Here is a 22603-nt window from a genome sequence, read left to right as displayed (position 1 = left end):
ACCGGGGCCCACCGGCTCAGGGGGTCGCCGCCGCCGCCGGATCGGGTGCGGCCTGCCTGCGGAACGGCCACCGGCCGAACGTCTTGATGAGCACGAGGCGCGACGAGGCGCTGCTGCCGTGGATCGGGAGCGACGACTGCAGCGCCCATCCGCTGCGAACGCTGACGAGGGTTCCCCACGGCCCGTTGAACGAGACACCGAACCCGCCGCCCGCGATCGTCTCGCGATCGCCCGCGCTGCGGGTCGTGAAGTCCTCCTGGTTCTCGAGCACCGCCCCCTCGACGCCGAGCTCGACGCTCACGTTTCCGGCCAGCGTGAACTGGTACGTGACCTTTCCGGTCACCCCGCGGTCGAAGGTGATGCCCGCGCCGTTGTAGCCGCGGATGCGGATGGCGCCCACGCGGCCGAACTCTCCGATCTCGAAGCGCGAGAACCGATCGAGGGCGGAGCCCGCCTGGGCCGAGACGCCGAGGCTCACCTTCTGCAGCCGCGTCGGGTAGTACGCCTTGATCGCGTCGAGACCCCACTTCATGAAGCGATCGTCGCCGGCCACGCCGCGATCGCCCGGGACACCCGAGGCGCCCGGCGGCAATCCCCAGTCCGCCCATCGGGATCTCGCGCTCTCCGAGGCCCACAGCGACAGGATGTACCCCGCGCGGGAGTACTTCCATCGCGCCGCCTCGGTGAGCGTGAAGCCGTCGGCCGGGAGGACCATCGCTCCGTCCGTGTGCTTCGATCTCAGGTACGCGTCCCACGACAGCTCCGTCTGCAGCTCGATGCGGCTGAAGGTCGTGAGAGGGTGCGCGAGCGTGAGGAAGCCGACCTGCTCGAAGATCTTCAGATCCTCCCGGCCCTGGAAGCCGGAGTCGGTGGGGCGGCGCGAGGCGGCGGAGATGCCGATGAACCTCCCCTCGAGCGAGAGCTCCCAGTGGCTCCCGAGGAACCGGGGATCGGTCCAGACGGTGTCGAGGAGGATGCCGGCGAAGGCGACGTCGAGCTGCGTTCCCGTGCCGCGCCAGTCGAAGTTGAAGTAGTTGAGCCCCACGAACGGAACGCCGATGTGGGGCCGCGGATCGAATCCGATCCCGCCGAAGATGGCGGTGTTCTCCAGCGACTCCCTCTGCGCCGTGCGCGATCCATCGGGCTGCTTCCTGAGGACCGCCATCCCTCCGGCGTCGTCGCGCACGATCGGATGCGAAGACGCGAAGGCGTCGGCGCGCGCCTGGTCGAAGCCGTCGGGGTTCACGCGGATCTCCTCGTACGCGGCGCGCCTCTCGACGACGACGCTGTGGCCGAGGACCGTGAGGACCATCTGGCGATAGCCGTTCTTCGGGAGCCAGGACTCCCCCCCCTCCCCCCCCACCGGCGCGTAGTCGATCTCGTCGGAGGTGCTGGTGATCGGCTCTTTCAGCCCATGCTGGACGAGGCGGATCCGCCGCCGCGCGAACGACGTCTCGTCGACCCAGACGCTTCCCGAGTAGAGCGAGGGAGCGGTGCCGACGGGCTCGAACGAGACGACGTAGCACGGCGCGCCCGCGAGACGCTCGTGTCCCTCGAGGCGGTAGGCGTACGAGGCGTCGAGCCGGATGTCGAGCGGAACCTCCTTCACCATCTCGGGCTGCACGAAAGGAAGGCTCGGCGGCGTGCCGCGCCAGCGCGCGCCGTTGATGAAGAGGTCCGTCTCCTCGTACTCCCCCACGCCGTCGCGCCAGTAGAAACGGTTGACCGACGCGTAGTCGAACGCCTCCTGGAGCGCCTCGGCGCGGTAGTGGAACGAGAGGGTCGCCCTCGCCATGTAGCTCCGGAGCCGGCGCCCCTGGGCCGCCTCCACCGCCCTCATGCGCGCCACGATCTCCGCGGCGCTCATCTCTCCCTGCGCCGTCACCCCGACCGACTCGAGGGCGCCTCGGGCCGGCTCGTCCGCGAGATAGCGGACGAGGATCGGGCCGGGCGTCGGCTCGATCGTGAGCCGGGTCTCGCCCCCCCGATCTCCCGGGCGAAGCCCGGGGACTATCAGCTCGCGCCCGAGAGAAAGATCGAACGCGCGCGCCTGCCGGATTCCCCCGACCCCGATGACGATCTGGAGGGGCTCCTCCCGCGCGGCGGCGGGCGGGGGCGCGAGGAGCAGCCCCCTCTCGGGGCCGAGAGGGTCGAGGAGCGCGCCCAGGAGGCCCGCCCCCGCCACGCCGTCCGCGCTCATCGCGGCGGGATGCGCGTCGGCCACGAAGCGGGATGGCAGAGCGAGAGCGAGGGCCCCGGCCATCCGCGCCCCCGCGCCTCCGGATTCCGCCCACACGATCTTCACGCCGGCGGCGCTCGCCGACGCCATCCGGGCGAGGAATGCCTCGGCCGTCGCTCCGGCCGCCGCGTGGAGCCAGAGCGCGGCCGCCGGATAGTCCGCCGCGAGCGAGGCGCGGGTCGCCTCGAGATCGACCGGATCCGACAGGGCGAACCCCGTCACGTACGGATCGAGCCGCGAGGGGGGGATCTCCCGGAGCCACGGGGCGTGGGCCGGCGAGAGCGCGCCGACCACCAGGCGCACGCGCGGGTCGAGCGAGCGAAGCATCGTCGAAACCTTCTCGACCAGGTACGCGTAGGCCCTCGGCTCGAACGTTTCGTCGGGGCGCTCGCCGAGCTCGACCACGTGGATGGACGCGACGTGCCGCTGAAAAAACCGGTCGAGCGCGTCGAGCCACGGCTTCAGCGCGCCGTACGGATCCGCGGCGCGCTGCCAGTCGGAGGGGGGGGCGAGCCGGACGTCGAGCTGAAGGTGCCGCCCCCGGGCGCACGCGGCGGCCGCTCCGAAGGCGTCCGCCCCGCCTTCGCGCTCGGGATGCACGGTGACGAGGGCCGCGAGGGGCTCGTCGTCGCTCCGCCCGCCGAGCGCGCACGGGTCCGACTCCCCGACCGCGACCCCCGCCGGGGACGGCTCGCGCTCGGCGCAGAGTGCCGGCGCGGCGGCGAGGGCGCCGAGAGCGACGACGAGCGATGCAATTCCCGCGACGGCACCGCCGCGTAGCCTCACGCTTTCGCCTCCCTGCGGCGGCGTGCGGCGACGGCGCCCATCACCGCGAGGGCGCCGATGGAGGCGACGCTGACGCCGGTGCCCGCCCATCGGGCGCCGGTCCAGCCGTACGCGATCGAGAGATCGTGCGCTCCCTCAGGGAGCGCGATGACCAGGCGCCCGGTCTCCGGCTCGGCGTGGGTCGCGAGCGGCGCCCCGTCGAGCGTCGCGCTCCAGCCGGGAAACGCGAAGACGTTCACCGCAATCGTCGCCTCCGCGTCGGCGGTGATGCGAAACCGTCGATGCCACGGCGTTCCCGAGCTCTTGAGGACGAAGATGGGCCCCCCGGACGTCGACTCGAGCCCGGACTCCGCGTGCGGCGGGCGACGGACCACCGTCCGCGGCTCGTACTCCTCCCGCGTCGTCGTGTTGATCCCGAGCGAGGCGATGCGCGCCGGCGCGTAGTAGTCGTCGTCGAACGTCAGGACGTCGCGCGGCCGCGCCTTCCCGTACCCCCAGAGGAGGAGCGCCGCGACCGCGGCGGCGGCGAGCAGACGCCCGGGCGCGCGCGGCATCTCGATCCTCCCGAGGACCCCCGCCGCGAGGGAGAGGCTCAGGGACGCGGCGGAGAGGCACCGCCAGGGATACGCGAGATACTGCAGCGGCGTCAGCGCGCGCCAGATCGGCGACGCGAGGGACGTCGTGAAGAGGGCAAAGCCGACCGCGGTCGCCACCAGGACGACGAAGAGTCCCGGCCGGACGCGCCGCGAGAGCAGCAACCCCGCACCGCCGATCGCGGCGAGCGAGAGGTGAGCCCATCCGAGCGAGAAGCTCATGCCGTCGCCGGCCCCCGGAACCGAGAGCCCGTACCCCCACGGCGAGGCGAGGAGCTGGGCCGGCTCGACGAAGTGCTGGTCGAACGCGAGGGCGTCGGAGCGGAGGAGGTCCGCCTTCGTCCGATCGAGGAGCGCCCGGCACGGGACGAGGAAGAACCCCGCGAGCCCGAGGCCGAGCAGCCCCCCGAGCGCGGCGCGCGCCACGAGGCGCGGATCGCGATCGACGAGGGCGAGGCCCGCCCCCGCCGCGCCCAGCCACAGGAGCACGATGACCAGAGCGCCGACGTGAGAGAGGGCGACCGCCGAAACGGACACGGCCAGGAATGGAACTCCGGCGGCGAGCCCGGCGCGGCCGCGCAGTCGAAGCAGCGAGAAGGCCACCCAGGGGAAGCACGCGACCGCGGCGAGCTCGGCGAAGTTTCCGCGGACGTAGAGATCGAGGAGGACGTGCGGCGCCATGAGAAAGGCCGCGGCGGAGATCACTCCGCCGCGGCGGCCCCACGCCTCGCGTCCCGCGAGATAGGCCCCCGCTCCGGCCAGCAGGTAGAAGGCGAGAGCGCCCAGGCCGATCGAGAGGGCGAGCCCCGAGCCTGCGAGGTGGAAGACCTCCGCGGCCCAGTAGTAAAGAGGAGGGCTGAAGAGGAACAGGGGCTGGCCGAAACCATTTCCCAGATCGGGGGCCCAGGCCGGGAGGAGGATGCCGTGGCTCACGTTCTCGTGGAACTCGACGAGCCGCGGCGGGTACTCGAGCGCGTCGTGCCCCGCGAGGAGCTTCCCCTGGAGGAGCGGGAGGGCGCCGACGAGGACCACCCCGACGAAGAGGGCCCGGAGGAGGACGCCCGCCCACTCGCGCGGCGGCGCCGCGGACTCCGGAGGGGAAGGGAACGGCGAAGGACATCGCCGGCGCGAGAGCGCCGCTCCCGCGACGAGGAGCGGCACCCCCGCCGCCGTCAGCGCGAGGAGAGCCCACTTGGCGGGTGAGGCCCTGTAACGGAAGGAGACCGTGTGCCGCCCCGCCGCGACCTCGACGCCGACGAAGCCGGGGGTCACCATCACCGTCTCCCCGCGCCGGCCGTCGACGTCGACGCGCCACCCCGGATGGTACGACTCCTTGAGCACGACGACGCCGCGGCTCGCGAGATCGACCTCCGCGCTCCAGTCGTCCCCCACGCGGCGGATGCCGCCCACCGTCATCGACGGAACCGTCAGGGGCAGCCGGATCGCCGGGAAGGGATCCCCACGACGGACGACGGGCGCCCCATCCCCTTCCGGCCTTTCGACGAAGACGCCGTACTCGCGGATCTCCGGCAGCCCGCTCTTCAACCATGCGGACGACCAGTCGTAGACTCCCTCGCTTCCGCCCGCGATCCGGCAGGCGACGGTCCCGGCGCCGATGCGGCCGGACGAGGGCCCCTCGAAGATCCGGAACCGGCCGTGGGTCGCCACGGGCTTCAGGAAGTCGGGAGCCGGATGGCTCGCGTCGTAGACCGCGTAGCGTACGTCGAAGACGCCGTACTCGGCCGGCCGCGTCTCGTCGAAGAGGACCATGGTGTCGCCGGACCGAGACATCGAGTGGTAGAGGAACGCGAGCGCGTCGAACCGGCCGAGGCTCAGGCGCGCGTAGATCGGAACGCTTCCAGTCTTGAACTCCTTCCCCCAGCCGGCGGCGAGCCCGGGGTAGATCCGTCCGGGCGCGCGGCCCTGAAGCTCGGCGAGATGCGTCGCGAGCCCCTCGAGGTCATTCCTCTCGGCGGCGATCGCGCGCTCGCTCGAGGCCGCCCAGCCGTCCCCTTCACGGACGAACGCGTGGCGCTCCGTCGCGGCGGGGGCGAGCGCGATCAGACCCACCGACGCCGCGGCCATCGCCCCCGCGCGTCCCGGCCGCCTCTCACGGACCCAGGTCATGAGCGCGGCGAGAGCTGAGCCCGCGAGGAGAATCGCGAACAGATGGAGGCCGCCGATCAGGCGGTGAAGGTGCAAGTCGAGCGGAATCCCGGCGAGACGCAGCAGCACGCCCCAGGTCGGCCGGCCGAAGTACAGCGCGACCCAGGCCATGAACCCCGCCGCCGCGAACCGCAGGGCGGCGGACGCGCGCCGCGCCGCGGCGCGAAGGAGCCCGGCGCCCGCGAGCATCGTCACGACGGGGAAGCGCCCGTGATCGAGCAGCTCGCCGCCCAGCAGCCGGCCGAGGACCCACTCGTGGCCGAAGGAGTCCCATTTGAAGGCCGACTCCCACCGGCTGTGGTTGATCGCGTCGCCGTCCAGAAGCATCGGGACGGTGAAGAAGGCGGTGAGGATCGCGGCGACCGCCACGACGACCGCCACGCGCGCGAGGGCGCGGACGAGGCCCACCTCGCGCCTCACGACCGCCGCCGCGATCGCGAGCGACGCGGCGGCGACGTAGGCGTAGATCGCGTGGCTGAGGATCGTGAGGCCGAGGAGAATCGCCGCCGGGAGCCTGGAGGCGCGCCCGCGGATCGCCCGGACCCCCGCGCCGATCGCGAGCGGCAGCAGATCCATCGCCCAGAGCTGCGTGTAAAGTCCTGAGCCCCGCCAGACGTACGAGCCGTACTCGAGGCCGTAAAGCGATTCGGTCGAGAGGAGCGGCGCGATCGCCGCCGCGGCCGCGGCTTCACCCCGCGTGAATCCGATCCATCGCGCGCCGGCGAAGACGCAGAGAGGGAACGCGAGGAGGAGGGAGAACTTCAACGCGCCGTACAGCGCGGGGAACTCCCCGTCCGGGACGGCGAGGCCGAGCGCGCCGGTGATGAGGTGCGGCAGCGGCTGATAGGCGTGCCAGAGCGGGTAGCCGAGCGACCAGTACGAGAACCACGGGTCGAGGGCCCCTGCGGGATCGACGCGCAGGAGATCCCGCGCTTTCAGCGACGCCGGAATGTGGAGCGCGTCGTCGTTGAGAGGGGTGGGGACGAGCGCAAGCTCCGGCGCGAGGAGCCAGATCTGGAAGAGAAGGACGCACGCGAGGACTCCCCGGGCGGTGAGAGAGGCGCCTCGCGTCAAAGGCGCCGACGCTTCAGCGGAGTGAGATCACGCGGCCGGACCATCGGCGCAGTTTAGATCGCGCGGGCCGGTTACTGGACCCTGCAGCAGCGGGCGGAGCACGTGATCGTCGCGGTCCCCGACGTCGCGCTCTCATTCCACCCACGGCACCTCCAGAAATCGCCGTTTCCCGGGGCGCTCTGCCAGATGGGGAATGGGCTCCCGACGCCCCCCTGGTTGAACCCGCCCCCGGTGAGGGTGAAGCCGCTGGCGGTGTCGCAGGTCGGTGAGACCATCGAGAACGAATTGCCCGGCAGGACGTCCTGGTTGACCGAGAGCGTCACGCAGGCGAGAGAGCCGCCAATCGCGCCGGTCGGCCCCGTAATCCCAGTGGCTCCGAAGGGCCCCGTCGGGCCCGTGACGCCGGTCAGTCCCTGGATGCCGTCCTTTCCTTGAATCCCCTGAGGACCGCTCGGGCCAGACGGGCCCGCGATTCCTTGAATTCCCTGGAGCCCCTGATTTCCCGTCGGGCCGTTGGGACCCGCGATGCCCTGCACGCCCGTCGGGCCGCTCGGCCCGGCGAGTCCCTGGATCCCCTGCAGCCCCTGCACTCCCGTCGCGCCCGTTGGACCGCCGGCGGGACCAAGGGGTCCGGAAGGGCCCGTCACGCCGGTCGGGCCGAGGAGACCCGTCAGGCCCGTCGGGCCGATGGGGCCGCTCGCGCCGACGAGTCCTTCGAGCCCCTGCACTCCGGTCGGACCGGTGGGGCCGGTCGGCCCTCCCGGAGGACCGTTGGCCCCGGTCGGGCCCTGCGGCCCCGTGCCGCCTGTGGGCCCGGTTGGGCCCGCGAAGCTCGGGTTGATCTTCACATCGACCGTCGCGAGAGGGTCGAGCGGGTTCACGGTGCCGTTCGACGGGTTGAGGACGAGGCTTCCGTCCGACGACGAGATCGTCCGGATGGGCTTCGGCTTCTTGAGAGACGCGGCCGCCGAGACGTCGACATCGGGCTCCGCCGCGCCGGCGGAACCCCGGAGCGTCGCCTTCCCTCCGCCGCTCAATCGGTAAACGCCGCGCTCGCCCGCGCTCGTGCCTGGATCGCCGTGAGGATCTCTCACCGCGACGGCGAGGCGGTACCGCTCCATCGACTCGTCCATCCCCTCGGGCTGCACGAACAGGACGTAGTCGGCATCCGCCCCGAGCGTCATCGGCGTGAGGCCGCCGAGAAGGACCGTGTAGCGTCCGCCCTGAAGCGTGAGCGAGTGCTTCTCCTCCCAGACGGGAGAGCCCCCGCGCGCGCCGTCGAAGATCTGGAAGACGAGCGCGTAGTCGCCGCTGAGGGGCCGTCCGTCGGCATCGCTCAGGGAGCCGGAGAACTTGACGAGGTTGCGGGCCGGCCTCTCGGCCCGAGCGGCTCCGGTGACGCAGAGGAGCAGAAGCGCGAAGAGTATCCACGTTGAACGCTTCAAGTGAGGACCTCTTTCTCGAGCAGCGCGGGCCGAGGCTGGTCTGGCGCAGGGAGAGACGGTGGCAGGGATCATTGTGTACCGCGACGGTGGCATCGCGTCAAGAGTAAAAGTCGGAACCACCTACTTCTTCCCGCCCATCTCCTGCCAGACCTGGTCGACGTTCTGCGGAAGGGACATGAAGCTCGCCTTCATGTCGGCGTACCCCTCGAGCCGGATGTCCCGCACCGCCTCCTCGAGCGTCTTGCCTGCGCCTATCGCCGACGCGACCGCCGCCCGGAGGTCATTCATGTACGCGCGGAATCGCTTCAGCTCGACGATCCCGGCCGCCTCCCCGTGGCCTGGGATGACGCGCGTGTCCGGCGGCAGCGTCTCGAGGACGCGGTCGAGCGTCTTGAGCCACCCCTGCGACGAGCCGCCGCCGTCGATGTCGATGAACGGGTACGTCGCGTTGACGAAGACGTCGCCCATGTGCACGACCTTCCGCTTCGGGAAATAGACGATCGAGTCGCCGTCGGTGTGCCCCGGCGCGACGTGGAAGATCTGGATTTCCTCGTCACCGAGGTAGAGCTTGATCGAGTCCCTGTATGTGATCGTCGGAGCGGCGACCTCCTCGGGCTTGAACCCCTCCGCCGCGCCGAGCATGGCCTTGTAGAGCTGCGTCCGCCCCTCGAGAACCTTCTTGTACGCGGGATCCATCGGCCGTCCCGACGACAGGAGCGACTCGAGCTCCTTGATCCGTCCGGGGTAGGTCGCCTGAGCGAAGGGGGGGCCCATGAAGAGGTGGGTCCGGACGTTCTCGTGGCCGACGATCTCGGCGACCTTCGCGAAGTACCGGTTGCCGCCGGTGTGATCGAAGTGGTGATGGGTGTTGACGACGTACCGGATCGCGGCCGGCGACAGCTTCTTGATCTCCGCGTCGATCGCCGGGGCGAGCTGATCGAACTGCGTGTCGACCATGAAGACGGCGTCCTTCGACACGAAGATGCCGATGTTCCCCCCCTGCCCGTAGAGGCAGTACGCCCCCTCCCCCACCGGCTCGACCTTCAGCGCCCCCGCCTGGGGCGGCGCGGCGGCGGGCTTGTCGGGCGGCCCCATGTGCGCGAAGAGCGGCGCGCCCCCGGCGAGAACGAAGAGCAGGACGGCGATTCCGAATCGGCGCATCGAGGGCTCCTCCCTGAAGCTACTTCTTGAACAGCGAATCGAACCGGCTCCGGGCTTTCTCGCCCTGATTCCCGTCAGGTCGGCCGGAGCGCTCCTGGAAGTCGAAATACTCGCAGAAGTTCGCCCCTTCCTTGTCGCCGACGAACTCGGCCGCGGGCTCGCAGCACTGCCTCGGCGCCGACGTCTCGAAGAAGCGGCAGTTCTTGCAGCACTTGACGGACATCCTGCACTTCGGGCAGGTATCCTTCCGCGCGATCTTCCCTTCGGCGCGCGCCTCGGTGCCGCAGAACCAGCAGAGTCTCATCGCCCGGGAGCGTACCGAGCGGGGAGAGGAGGTGTCAACAATTCCCGCCCTGACCCGGATCCTCCACGCGTGCGTCCTCGTCGAGGGGGCGGGGGCGCGCGTTCTGATCGACCCGTGCTTCGGGTTCTTCGCGCGCCGCGCGCGCACGTCCCGCATGTTCGGGATTCGGATGCCCGCGCCGGGGCTCGAGCCTCAGGATCTGGGCCGCATCGACGTCATCGCCATGACCCACGCGCACGAGGATCACTTCGATGCGGAGGGGCTGGCGCGGCTCCCCTCGAAGAGGGCGCTCGTCCTCGTCGCGACGCGATCGCAGGCGAGGGCGGTGCGCCGCCTCGGCTTCGCCGACGCGTCGGTCCTCGCGCCGTGGGAGAGCGCGGCCTCCGGAGCGTGCCGCATCCAGGCCCTCCCCGCGCGCGCCCCGAACGCGGCGCGCGAGATCTCGTTCCTGGTCGAGATGGCGGGGCTGCGCCTGCTCCACGCCGGGGACACCGCCCGTCACGCCGGCTTCGGCGAGATCCGCGAGCGATGCCGGCCCAACGCGGGGTGCCTTCCCGTCAGCGGCACCGCGCTCGCGGGAGTGCGCCTCACGATGACCCCCGCCGAGGCCGCCGAGGCGGCCGCCGCGCTCGGAATCGCGGTCGCGATCCCGATCCACGCCGAGATGCGCTTCGAGAGGCTGTCCCGGCTGCTCTATCGCGCGCGCGGCTCGGCCGCCGAGTTCGCGGAGCGCGCCGCGCGCGTTGCCCCGGGAGCCCGGGTCCTCGACGCCCCGCGCGGGACGCCGATCGATCTCGCGCCGTATCTTGTGGATTCCCGGCCGGGTGACTAATCTCCGCGACGTGACCGTTACCGCCGGATGTCTCCTCGTTGCCGCCACCCTCGCCGCCTCCGTGCTCCTCGAGGCGGCGCCGATCGCATCCCCCGAGGCCACAGCCCCGGGGGCGCCGCCGGAGCGCGTGGTCAGCCCCGACGAGCCCGCCCCGGCGGATGGCGGCCCGGCCCGCATCCTGACCAGCCGCGAGATGGCGCTCAGGGCCGAGAGGCTCCTCGACGAGCCGGAGAAGGCCCAGGTCGACGCGGCGGTCACGCTTCTCGAGTCCGCCCGGGCGATGGATCCGACGGACGGCGTCGTCCTGGCCGGCCTCGCGCGCGCGACGGCCATCCGGTTCCTGCGCCGATGGGACGCCGACGACGCCCGCATCGACCAGGCGGTGGATCTCGCCCGCAAGGCGGTGATCGGATCGCCGGACGACGCCCGCGCGCACGCCGCGCTCGCGCTCGCCTCGATGATCGCCGCAGACCGCGCGGCGGAGTTCGACGAGGCCGATCGCGCATGGGGACTCAAGGCGGACTCGAGCCCCCCGTGGGTTCACGAAGCGTACGCGCAGACGCTCATCGCGCGAGGGGACGCGCCCGAGGCCCTGCGCGTCCTCGCGGAGCTCCGCAACGGCGTCCCAGCGCGCTATCAGACGTATCAGATGGAGGGGCTCGCGCAGCTCGATCTCGGGCACCTCGAGGAGGCCCTCCTGGCGTTTCGCCGCGCCAATCTCCTCGCCCCGACGTTCCCGGGGGCGCTCCTCCAGATCGCCCTCGTCTGCGATCGGATGGGACGGAGGGACTACGCCGCCCAGATCTACCGGCAGGTCGGCGATCAGTTCCCGGAGCAAGGTCCGGCCATCCTCGTGCGCATGGCGGCGTCGCTCATCTCCCGCGGCAAGTACTCCGAGGCGCAGGCCGGGCTCGCGAGGGCGGAGTTCAAGACGCGACGGGGTCTCGGCCAGGGGACCGTCGTCTACCTGAAGGCTCTCTGCGCGGACCGGATGGGGCGGGCCGCGGAGGCCGCGGCGCTGTACCGGAGCGTCACCTCCGACTTCCCGGACGCGTCGTACGGCGGGGTGACGAGCGAGAGCCTGGCGTCCTCCGCCTACGAGGCGCTGGCTCGCCTCGAGCTCAAGGCCGGGCGCCAGAACGAGGCGGTGGGGCTGATGGAGCAGGCTCTCGGCCTCCCGCGGCCGGGGCTCAGCCTCTTCACCGGGCTCGCCGCGGTCTACAGCGAGTACGGTCTCCCGGCCGACGCGGCGGAGGTGTTGAGGCGCGGCGCCCTCGTCGATTTCGGCCCGCGATCGGCAGGCACGAAGGCCGGGCTCTACGTTCACTGGGCGCGCGCCGCGAAGGCCGTCGCCGACGGCGGAAAGTCCGCGGCGATGGTGATGCCGGCGCTCGAGCGGGACGCCGCCGCCATCCGCCGGCACGGGGACGTCGCCTCGTTCCTCGAGGCGGCGCGGGCCTGCGCCATCTCGGGAGAGAGATCGCGCGCGCTCGAATGGCTCCGCCAGGCGGTCGCCCAGGGGTATTCGAAGCTCGACTGGATCGGCTCGGACCCCGAGATGGGATCCCTCACCGCCGAGAAGGAGTTCGCCGAGCTGCGGGGTTCCGCTCCCAGCCCCTGATCGAGCCGGCAAACCCTTTTGACGGCTCGAGATCCTCGATGCTACGCTGCTCTCCGGGAAGGGCAACGGGCGCCTCGTCAGGCGTGTCGAATACGTAGATGCCATGCCGTGCAGCTCCCCTGCGATTGTTCGCGCTGATGATCTGCGCGACGATGGTCTGCGTCACCCCTTCCGGCGCCGGCCCCCCCGTCCCTTCCCACCCCTCCACCGGCGGAGCGGAGGCCTCCCTCGACGAGGGAGCCGCCCCTTCCCGGAGCTTGAGCACGACGACGATCACCGCCCGCATCCGCCCGAAGCGGGTTCGCGCGGGAGATGCGTTCACCGTGGAGGTCGTGGCGCACGATGCCTCGAACGTCTCCGCCATCTTCTTCCATCTGGTCTTCGACCCCGCGCTGGTCGTTCCGGTCCCCGACGGCTTCGCCGAGGGGGGGTGGTTCCACAGAAACCACGCCACCACCCGCTTCCTCGCTCGGCCCGCCTCCTCCGGTGAACGGATCCTGGTGGGCCTGGCCCGTCTCGGCCCCGGGGGCGCGGGGGGCGCGGGAGTGGTCTGCCGCCTCACCTTCCGCGCCCTCGCCGCCGGGGACACGGCGCTCGCGTTCGACCGCGCCGGTCTGACCTCCCCCGGAGGCGCCGAGATCCCGTCGCGATTCAACGGCTCGACGCTGAAGATCCGCTCCGCCCCCGGCGCGGGAGCCCCGTAGCATGAGACGGCACGAGGGTCGGGGTGCGCGGCTGACATGGCTTCTCGTCGTCGCGTGCGCCGCGGCCGCCGCGCTCTTCCACTCCGCGCGCGCCGCATCCCGGCCGACGCACGCCGGGCCGGTTCGGCTCCTCATCGACAAGGACGGATCGTGGGCCCAGAGCGCCGCGGAGCTGTCGCGCTCCGGCATGCGCGTCGTCGACGAGCTCGACTCGTACGTCGTCGCCGAGTTCGCCGCCGATCCCGGCGCCGCCGCGCTGCGCGCGAAGGGTCTCCACGTGCGAAGACGCCTGGCCGACGGGGTCCACCTGAGGCGGCGGACGGTGACGCGCGACTCCTTCGCCGCGGCGTCGCCGGCGGCGGGCCTCCACCTCGTGCGGTTCTCACGACCCGTGCGAGGGGAGTGGATCGACGCGGTGAGATCGCTCCCCGGGTCGCGCGTGCTGATGGCCCTTCCCGGCGACGCGTACGTCGTCTGGCTGCCCGACGCCGCCGCGCGGAAGATTCGTCTCCTGCCGGCGCCCGTCGACTTCGCCGGGATTCTCCCGCCTCGCGATCGCGTCAGCCCCGAACTCGACGGCCTCGAAGGTCCGATCGACGTGACGCTCGCCTTTCCGGACTCGCCCGCCGGAGCCGCGGCCGCCGCCGCCGCGAGGGACCGCGCCACGTCGTTCCCGATCGCCTCCCCCCGCGTCCCCGGGATGCTCGCGGTGACGCTGACGATCGCAAGGGGCGCGCTCGACGAGATCGCCGCGTGGCCCGAGCTGGTCTGGGCCGAGCCGTACCGCGCCCCGGTCCGGCACGACGAGATCCCCTCGCTGATCACCGCCGGGCTCGTGGCGGGGGGACGGCCGCTCTCGCCGCAGTACCGCGCGTGGCTCGCCTTCCACGGCCTGGACGATCTCTCGTCGACCATCGTCCAGATCGTCGACACCGGGATCGACACCGGCGGCCTCGGCGCCTCCCATCCCGCGCTGGCGGGCCGCCTGGCCTTCGCGCGCGACGAGACCGGGGAGGGGATGCTCGACGACTGCGTCGGGCACGGGACGCACCTCGCGGGGATCATCGCGGGCGACCCGCCCCTTTCGGTCCGGCTCAGCGACAGCGACGGTTACGAGCTTGGGCTCGGCGTCGCGCCGACGGCGCGCGTCGGGTCGTCCCGCATCTTCGACTGCGCGGGGAACGGAGCCCTGACGCGATCGCTCTCCGAGATCCTCGAGGACGCGTGGCGGCGGGGCGCGCGCATCAGCAACAACTCGTGGGGGACGGGCGGCGCGAACTACGATCTCCTCGCCCGCGAGTTCGACGGCCTGGTCCGCGACGTCGATGGCGATCCGACGAACGGCGACCAGCCGATGATCGTCATCGCCTCGGTGGGGAACCGGGGGAACCTGGGTCCCTTCACGATCGACTCTCCCGGGCTCGCGAAGAACGTCGTGGGCGTCGGCGGCACCGAATCGTTCCGCCCCGACGGAACCGACGGATGCGGCTTCGGCCCCGACGAGGCGGACGACGCCGACCAGGTCCGACGCACGAGCGGCCGGGGGCCCACGACCGACGGGCGGTTGAAGCCGGACCTCGTCGCGCCGGCCTCCCACATCTTCTCCCTCGTCTCCCAGTCCCCTCTCTACACCGGCCTCGGGCTCTGCGACACTTACCGCCCGGCGTCGCAGCGCCTGTACACCTGGACAGGCGGGTCGAGCCAGGGGACCGCGCACGTGAGCGGCGCCGCCGTGCTGGCGGTCGAGGACTACAGGAAAGCTTTCGGCCGGACGCCGAGCCCGGCGATGGTCCGATCGATGCTCGTCGCGTCCGCGAAAGATCTCGGCGGCTCTCCCGCAGGGGGCGGAGGGCTCAATCCGCACCGGCCGGGGACCGATCAGGGGTGGGGGCGCGTGAACGTCTCGGGGCTCGTGGGGCGCCGCCACCGCGAGGCCTTCGATCAGGCCGACCTCCTGACGTCTTCGGGGCAGACGGTCGTCAAGGGGCCGTTCCGCGCCGCGGACGCGAACCAGCCCGTCACGATCGCCCTGAGCTGGACCGACGCCCCCGGGACTCCGGCGGGCGACTCGTGGGTCAACGACCTGGATCTCGAGGTCGCCTCGGACGGGGTCACGTGGCTCGGAAACAACTTCGACGCCTCGGGAAACAGCCTCTCCGCGGGGTCCGCTGACGAGCGCGACAACACCGAGGTGGTCCGGCTCGCTCCCGGCCTGCGCCGGAGCTTCTTCGTCCGCGTCGTCGCGACGTCGCTCACCGGAGACGGCGTGCCATCCGCGCCCGGCGTCACGGATCAGGACTTCGCCCTCTACCTCGACAACGTGGCCTCGGTGACGCGCCGCGGCGAGATCAGCCTCGGCTCCGACGCGTACGCGTGCGGCGCCGTCGCCGACGTGGTCGTCGCCGACGCGGATCTCGCGGGCGAAGGGCGCGTGAGCGCGTCCGCGACGAGCGCGACCGAGCCGGCGCCCGAGCAGATCGTGCTCGACGAGGATCCCCCCGGGAGCGGCGTGTTCCGGGGGGGGATCCCGATTCGATCGGGGGCCGCGGCGCGTGACGGCGCCCTCGAGGTCGCGGACGGCGAGACGTTCACGCTCGCGTACGACGACGCCGACGCGGGGGCGGGAGGGCCCGCGCGCGCGACGGCGACGGCCGTCGTGCGGTGCTCGATCCCCCTCATCGACGGCGTCCGCGTCGAGAAGGCCGGCACCGATCACGTCGTGGTCGCCTGGCGGACCGATCGCGCCGCCGATTCGGTGGTCGTCGGCGACCGGGGCGTCTTCGCGTCGGACCCGACTCCGGTCCTCGATCACCGCGTCGTGGTCGATCGCCTTCAGCCGTGCTCCTCGTACCGGTTCCACGTCGCGTCGTCCGACGCCGCGGGGAGCACGGGGATCTTCCCGGCGTCGGGAACGCTCACCTTCTCGACGGCGGCGGACAAGCGCATCACGCTCTTCTCGGACGACTTCGAGTCGGGGGCGGGGCGCTGGACCCACGGAGGAGCGCACGACGAGTGGGAGCTCGGCGCCCCGCACTCGGGCCCCGGGCACGCCTTCTCGGGGACCCGCGCGTGGGCCACGCGCCTCGCGTCCCCCTACTCCGCGAAGGCGGACGCCTTCCTCGAGTCGCCGCCGATCGATCTCCGCGATCTGACGGCGCCGCGGCTCACCTTCAACCATTCCTACGACCTCCCGTTCGACGGGGCCGCGGGGTCGCCTCAGGATGGCGCCTGGCTCGAGCTGAGCATCGACGACGGAGCGACGTGGAGCGCCATCTCTCCGGTCCGCGGCTATCCGGTCGCGCAGGGGCCCGACAACCCGTATCTCCCCCCCGGATCGGGCGTCTTCGCGGCGTCGTCGCTCGGCTGGCTGGGCGAAACGTTCGACCTCTCCCCCTTCGAGGGGAACACGGTCCGGATCCGCTTCAGGCTGTGGCGCGATCCGGCCTCCACCAGGCCGCCGGGAGCCGGCTGGTACGTCGACGACGTCACCGTGTCGGCCGTGGCGCCCTGCCATCGAGGGACGCTGATTCTCGACGCACCCGCGTACGGCTGCTCGCAGGTCGCGCGCGTGACGCTCAGCGACTCGGACCTGGACCAGGACCCGATGCACAGGGAGGTGGCCTCCGCCGTCGTCACCGGCCCGGACGGATCCGTCGGCATCCTGCTCAACGAGACGGGGCCCGACACGGCGATGTTCGCGGGGGCGGTGTCGCTCAGCGGGACGGCGGCGCCCGGGAAGCTGAGCGTGGCGCCGGGTGACAGCTTCACCGTCAGGTACACCGATCAGGATCAGGGGGACGGCACGAGCCATTCCGTGGACGTGTCCGCGGAGGTTCCCGACTGCACGCCCCCCGCGCCTCCGTCGCAGCTCGTCGCGGAGCCCGACGGGGTCGGACGGCTCCGGTTGCGCTGGAGCGATCCCGCCGACGCCGACCTGGGCGAGATCAGGGTCCACTACGACTCGGACGCCCCGGGCCCGGCCTACTCGGGGCAGGGAGCCGCGGAGGGGGCCTCCCCGGTGCGCGCGGAGGTGCGCGAGCAGGAGACGCTCCTCTCCTCCCTCTCGCCGTGCGTGCCGAGGTTCCTCGCGCTGAGCGCGGTGGACGTCTACGGAAACGAGAGCGGTTTCAGCAACGAGGCCATCGGCGTCCCGCCGGGAGTGACGGCGTGCAACCGGGCCGCGCTGACGATCGCCCCGGCGACGCCGGTGGGCTGCGGACAGACCCCGGTCGTGACGGTCGAGGACGGCAACGCCGACTTGGATCGAAAGCTCGCCGGCCGGGTGACGGTCCTCGCCTCCTCACCCGCGGATCCGTCCCCGCTCATGTTGACGCTGACCGAGACGTCCCCGGCGTCCGGGAGGTTCGTCGGAGATCTTCCTCTCTCCGGCGGGTTCGTCCCCGGCCGGCTGCACGTGGCCGCCGGCGACACGGTGACCGTGACCTACGTCGATCTCGACGCCGGAGGCGGGGTGGCCGAGACGATTCGGCGGGAGATTCCGGTGGACGACTGCACGCCCCCGATCATCTCGGGCGTGCGGCTTTTCACCCTCGGGTTCGGGAGCCTGCGGCTCGCGTGGGAGACCGACGAGCCCGCCTCCTCGACGGTCACGTACGGGCCCGACCCCACGCTCGGCCTCAGCGCCGCGGGCGCCCCCGCCACGCGGCACCACGAGATCCCGATCTCGGGCCTCGCTCCCTGCACGACGGTGTACTTCCGGGTCGCCTCCGTCGACGCGCGGGGAAACGCGGCCGAAGCGGACGACGGCGGCGCGCCGTTCCACGAAGCGGCGGGGAGAACGAGCGAGGTCTTCTTCGACGATCTCGAGTCGGGGACGTCGGGCTGGTCGCACGGCGGGATCTTCGACGAATGGGCCGCGGGGCTCCCTGTGGACGGGCCCGGCGGGGCCTTCAGCGGCACGCACGCCTGGGGGATCGATCTGACCGGCCCCTACGAGCGCGGCGCCGACGAGTACCTCGTGAGCCCGGACGTCGATCTCGTCGGGCTCGACGCCGCCACGCTCACGTTCATGCACTGGTACGACATCTTCACCAGCGATCCCGGCCAGGGTCTCGACGACGGAGGGTGGGTGGAGGTGTCGATCGACGGCGGCGCGACGTGGACGTACGTGACCCCCGAGGGAGGGTACCCGGACATCATCGCCAACAACAGCGACATCCCGTTCGCGAGCCGCGTCTACGCCGGGACCACGCCGGCGTGGGAGCAGGCCACGTTCCGTCTCGACGCGTTCGCGGGGCATCACGTCCGGATCCGCTTCCATCTCTACCAGGACAGCATCGACGCGCTGAACGTGCCGGGGGCCGGCTGGTATCTCGACGACGTGCGCGTCGTCGGCGCGGCGGCGTGCCGCCGGGGGCGGCTGCGCCTGGACGCACCGGGCCGCGACTGCGGTGGCGCGCCCATCGAGGTGAGGCTCTGGGACACCGATCTCGACGCGGATCCGAACGCGCCGGACACCGCGACGGCGCGGGTCGTCTCCCCGAGCGACCCCGACCCGCTCGACGTCGCGCTCGTCGAGACGGCGCCGCACAGCGGCGCGTTCTTCGGCGTGGCTCCGTTCGGCCCCGCGGGGGGGCCGGGACAGATCAGGGTCCGGGAGGGGGACGTCGTCACGGCGACGTACCTCGACGCGGACGACGGCACCGGCGCCCCCGCCGCCGCAACCGACCGCACGCGCGTCATCGACTGCACCCCCCCCGTGATCTCCTCGGTGCGGAGCCGCGCGCTCACCTCGAGCTCGGCCGTCGTCGAGTGGGACACGGACGAGCCGTCGACGAGCGACGTGATGCTGCAGCCGGGCGGGGCCGTCTTCAGCTCCGCCGGCCTCACGGCGCACCACGCGGTCACGGTCTCGGGGCTCGCCCCGTGCGGCGTGTACCGGGTTCAGGTGGCCTCGGCGGATCGCGGGGGGAACAGATCCACCGACGACGGGGGCGGGCTGTACGCGCTCGACGCTCCGAGGGACGTCACGGTCCTCTCCGAAGGATTCGAATCCGGCGCTCCCGGATGGACCCACGCCGGCGTTCACGACCTCTGGCAGGTCGGGCGCCCCCTCTCAGGCCCCTTCGTCGCGTACCGCGGCTCGGCGGTGGCCGCGACCAACCTCGCGGGAAACTATCTCAAGGATAGGGAGCGGCAGCGGACGGAGAGCTGGCTCGTCTCCCCGTGGTTCAACCTCGACGACGCGAGCGCCGCCACGCTGACCATCCACCACGACTACGAGTTCACCCGTGACACCGGCGGAGACGGCGGGACCGTGGAGGTGTGGTTCAGGAACCAGTGGATGCCGATCGCGCCGACCGCCGGCTACCCGGGGGCCGTCCACACGGATCGGAGCGAGGCCGCCACGCCCGCGTTCACGAATTTGAGCCTCGGTTACGTGGAGTCGAAGTTCGATCTCTCGCCGTTCGCGGGAGGGCCCACGCGCGTCCGATTCCGGGCGATCGTGGACAACGGGACGCCGGCGGCCGCTCCCGGATGGTACCTCGACGAGATCACCGTCACGGCTCTCGCGGGATGCCGGGCCGGCCGCCTGGAGCTGGACCGCGAGGCGTACGCCTGCGGGCCCACGTCGGCCGGCGTCCTCCTCGCCGACACCGACCTGAACTCGAACCCGGCGCTCCGCGAGGCGGCGGTCGTGCAGGTCTCCGCCGCCTCGGCGTCGTTCCCCCTCGTGCTCTTCGAGACGACGGAGGCGTCCGGGATCTTCGAGGGGCGGATCGACCTCGCCCCCGCGCCGGCGTCCGGTTCCCTCGCGGTCGGCGAGGGGGACACGCTCACCGTGACGTACCAGGACGCCGACGACGGCACGGGGGCGCCGCGCGCCGTGACCGCGTCCGCATCGATCGCGGACTGCCGGCCGCCCAAGATCTCGCGCGTGAGGACGACGCGCGAGGACGACGGGACCACGATCCGGCTCGAGTGGGCCACCGACGAGCCCTCCACCAGCGAGGCGACCGTCGCGCCGTCGGGGGCGGTGCCCGAGAGCGTCTCGGACGTCACCCTCACGACGGAGCACACGGCGACGTTTCCAGGCCTGCCGGAGTGCACCCCGGCCGTCCTCTCCCTCGCGTCCGCGGACGACTCTGGAAACCGCAGCGAGATCCCGTCGACCGATCCCCGCCTCGCCACCGAGACGACGCGCCGGCGCGCGATCTTCCACGACGACATGGAGGCGGCCGACCCGGGATGGGTCCCGACGGGAAAACTCTCGGAGTGGCGCCGGGGCGTGCCGACCGTCGGCCCCCCCGGGGCCTTCTCCGGCGCGCTCGTGTGGGGAACCGATCTCACCGGGCAGTACGAGGCGGGATCGGATCAGACGCTCATCTCGCCGGAGATCGACCTCCGACAGGCCTCCTCGGCGACGCTCACCTTCTGGCACTACTACGACATCTTCGCGATCGGCTCCCCGAACGCGGAGGACGACGGCGCGTGGGTCGAGGTCGAAACGCCCACCAGCACGTCGCCCGTGTACATCAAGCCCGTCGGCGGCTACCCGAACACGATCGACCGCGACTCCAACCCTCCCATCGCTCCGGGGTCCGGGGTCTACGCGGGGAGGACCGGCGCGTGGAGGAAGGCGGTCTTCGATCTCTCGCCGTTCGCGGGGACGACGATCCGGCTCGGCTTCAGGCTCCGGAGCGACGTCCTCGGCGGAGGGGTGGGGTTCGGCTGGTACATCGACGACGTCGACGTGACGGAGCCCGAAGCGTGCTTCCCGGCCCCCCGGCTGAGCTCCGTCGCCGCGGCGGCGCTCGGGCAGGGGGCGTCGGGGGGTGCCGTCGAGCTTCGCGGGGCGGGGTTCCGGGATCCGATCACGCTCGACGCGGGCCCGGGCGTCTCGTTCCGATCCGTGAAGACCCCTGCCGCGGACTCCGTGACGGCCCTCGTCGACGTCGACCCCGGAGCGCCGGCGACCTCCCGCGCGCTGACGCTCACGAACCCCGACGGCCAGTCGGCCACTCTCGCCTCCGCCCTCGTGATCGCCCCCGACCGGCGGCGGGCGGACGTGAACGGATCGGGGGCCGTCGACGCCGACGATCTGGCGGCGATCGTCGCCGCCTTCGGCAGCTTCGCCGGCGAGCCGCGCTACCGGGCCCCAGCGGATCTCAACGCCGACGGCGCCGTCGACGGGATCGATCTGGCCATCCTGGCCTCCGTCTTCGGCACATCCGTCGTCCCGTGACCACCACCCGTGACCCCCGGTGACTTGACCGAGGTGCCCCCCCTCTGCGAGAATCACCGCGGCTCACCCGACGAACATGCACTCCACGCACACGCCAGAGACACGAGGCCATGGCCACCGTCATTCCCTTCCGGGGGCTTCTCTACAGCCCTTTGCGCGTGCCGGATCTCAAACCGGTCGTCGCCCCGCCCTACGACGTCATCTCGGCTGAGAAGGACGAGGAGTACCGCCGCAGGCATCCCCACAACGTCGCGCACCTGATCCTCCCCCGCCCCGAGGGGGAGTTCGACAAGTACCGGAACGCGGCGCGGCTGCTCTCTCAATGGCAGAAGGACGGCGTGCTCGTCCGGGACGAGACGCCCTGCTTCTACGTCGTCTCGCAGAGGTACTCCGTGAAGGGGCAGGGCGAGCGCACGCGGTTCGGGCTCGTCGCGCGCGTCCGGATCGAGGACGGCGACTCGAAGACGATCCTCCCCCACGAGCGCACGATGGACGCCCCCAGGGCGGATCGCACCGAGCTGCTCCACGCGACGCGCATGCATCTCAGCCAGATCTTCATCCTCTACTCGGATCCCGAGGGGACGATCGGGCGCTCGGTCGAGGCGTTCGGAGAGCGGCCGCCGGAGCGCTGGGCCGTCGACGACGCGGGGACCGAGGCGAAGCTGTGGCGCCTCACCGATCGGGGGATGATCCGGTCGATCACGGAGGGACTGCGCGATCGGACGATGTGGATCGCCGACGGGCACCACCGCTACGAGGCCTCGCGGGCGCTCCGGGACAAGCTCCGCGCCGAGGATCGATCGGCTCCCGGAACGCGATCGTACGATTACGTCATGTGCTACCTCACGAGCATGGACTCGGCCGGCGTGACGATTCTCCCGTACCATCGCGCGGTGCGGGACGTCGAAGGGCTCGACCGGGCGCACCTCCTCAAGAAGTCGCGCGAGTTCTTCGACGTGAAGGAGTTTTCCTTCGAGGGGTTCGACCCGCGCGCGGATCAGATCCGCCGGAAGCTTCGCGAGGCGGCCCGCGGCGGGCGCAACGTCTACGCCGCCTACACCGGGCCGGGGGCGTTCCAGATCCTGCTCGTGAAGGAGTCGCTGGATCGCGCGCGCCACCTCGAGTCGCTCGCCGAGCCGCTCCGCCACCTCGACGTCTCCGTCCTCCATCACCTCCTCCTCGAGAAGTCGCTCGGCCTCTCGCTGGAGCGCCAGCGCGAGGAGGGGGGACCTCTGCGCTACACCGACGACATCGACCGCGCCCTGGCGTGGGTCGACGCCGGCGAGGCCCAGGTCGCGCTGCTCCTCAATCCCACGGCGAAGGAGCACCTGATGGCGGTCGCGGGCGGCGGGCTGCAGATGCCCCAGAAGTCGACGTACTTCTACCCGAAGGTGCTCACCGGCCTCGTCATGAACCCGATCGATCCGGTCGACGAGGTCGCAGAGCCCGCCCCGGCCGCACACGCCGGCTGA

General features: G+C 72.0%; 10 protein-coding genes. 5 read left to right on the top strand and 5 right to left on the bottom strand.

Features of this window, described 5'->3' with window-relative positions; all coding sequences use genetic code 11:
• Positions 1-16 precede the first annotated feature (16 nt).
• The 5 genes from HY049_05615 to HY049_05595 all read right to left on the bottom strand — a co-directional run bounded on the left by HY049_05615 (position 17) and on the right by HY049_05595 (position 9768).
• Positions 17-3025 (bottom strand): hypothetical protein, encoded by a 3009-nt coding sequence (locus tag HY049_05615; protein ID MBI3448379.1) that lies wholly within the window; start codon positions 3023-3025, stop codon positions 17-19.
• A complete protein-coding gene (locus HY049_05610) occupies positions 3022-6858 on the bottom strand; it encodes a hypothetical protein (GenBank protein MBI3448378.1) in 3837 nt (1278 codons plus the stop codon). The genes HY049_05615 and HY049_05610 overlap by 4 nt, the downstream gene beginning before the upstream one ends.
• Before the next feature lie 71 nt (positions 6859-6929).
• Complete coding sequence (locus HY049_05605) at positions 6930-7979, bottom strand: collagen-like protein (GenBank protein ID MBI3448377.1); 1050 nt, start codon at positions 7977-7979, stop codon at positions 6930-6932.
• Positions 7980-8423: 444 nt separating this feature from the next.
• The gene (locus HY049_05600; GenBank protein ID MBI3448376.1) at positions 8424-9464 is read right to left on the bottom strand and encodes an MBL fold metallo-hydrolase; all 1041 of its coding nucleotides are present in this window, start codon (positions 9462-9464) and stop codon (positions 8424-8426) included.
• A 19-nt stretch (positions 9465-9483) separates the two neighbouring features.
• On the bottom strand, positions 9484-9768 hold the full coding sequence (locus tag HY049_05595) for a hypothetical protein (protein ID MBI3448375.1): 285 nt from the start codon (positions 9766-9768) through the stop codon (positions 9484-9486).
• Between the two features lie 31 nt (positions 9769-9799).
• Between HY049_05595 and HY049_05590 the strand changes: the two genes are divergently transcribed.
• From HY049_05590 to HY049_05570, 5 genes are all read left to right on the top strand, one after another.
• The gene (locus HY049_05590; GenBank protein ID MBI3448374.1) at positions 9800-10600 is read left to right on the top strand and encodes an MBL fold metallo-hydrolase; all 801 of its coding nucleotides are present in this window, start codon (positions 9800-9802) and stop codon (positions 10598-10600) included.
• Positions 10593-12221 (top strand): hypothetical protein, encoded by a 1629-nt coding sequence (locus tag HY049_05585; protein ID MBI3448373.1) that lies wholly within the window; start codon positions 10593-10595, stop codon positions 12219-12221. The genes HY049_05590 and HY049_05585 overlap by 8 nt, the downstream gene beginning before the upstream one ends.
• Before the next feature lie 98 nt (positions 12222-12319).
• On the top strand, positions 12320-12925 hold the full coding sequence (locus tag HY049_05580; GenBank protein ID MBI3448372.1) for a hypothetical protein: 606 nt from the start codon (positions 12320-12322) through the stop codon (positions 12923-12925).
• Position 12926: 1 nt separating this feature from the next.
• The gene (locus HY049_05575; protein ID MBI3448371.1) at positions 12927-21131 is read left to right on the top strand and encodes a S8 family serine peptidase; all 8205 of its coding nucleotides are present in this window, start codon (positions 12927-12929) and stop codon (positions 21129-21131) included.
• A gap of 110 nt (positions 21132-21241) precedes the next feature.
• Positions 21242-22603, top strand: a complete 1362-nt coding sequence (locus HY049_05570) for a DUF1015 domain-containing protein (protein ID MBI3448370.1) — start codon at positions 21242-21244, stop codon at positions 22601-22603.

It is taken from the genome of Acidobacteriota bacterium (assembly GCA_016195325.1).
In the GTDB taxonomy this organism is placed as follows: Bacteria; Acidobacteriota; Polarisedimenticolia; order JACPZX01; family JACPZX01; genus JACPZX01.
Note: the sequence above shows the minus strand (reverse complement) of the source record. Positions and strands in the feature narration are given on the sequence as shown.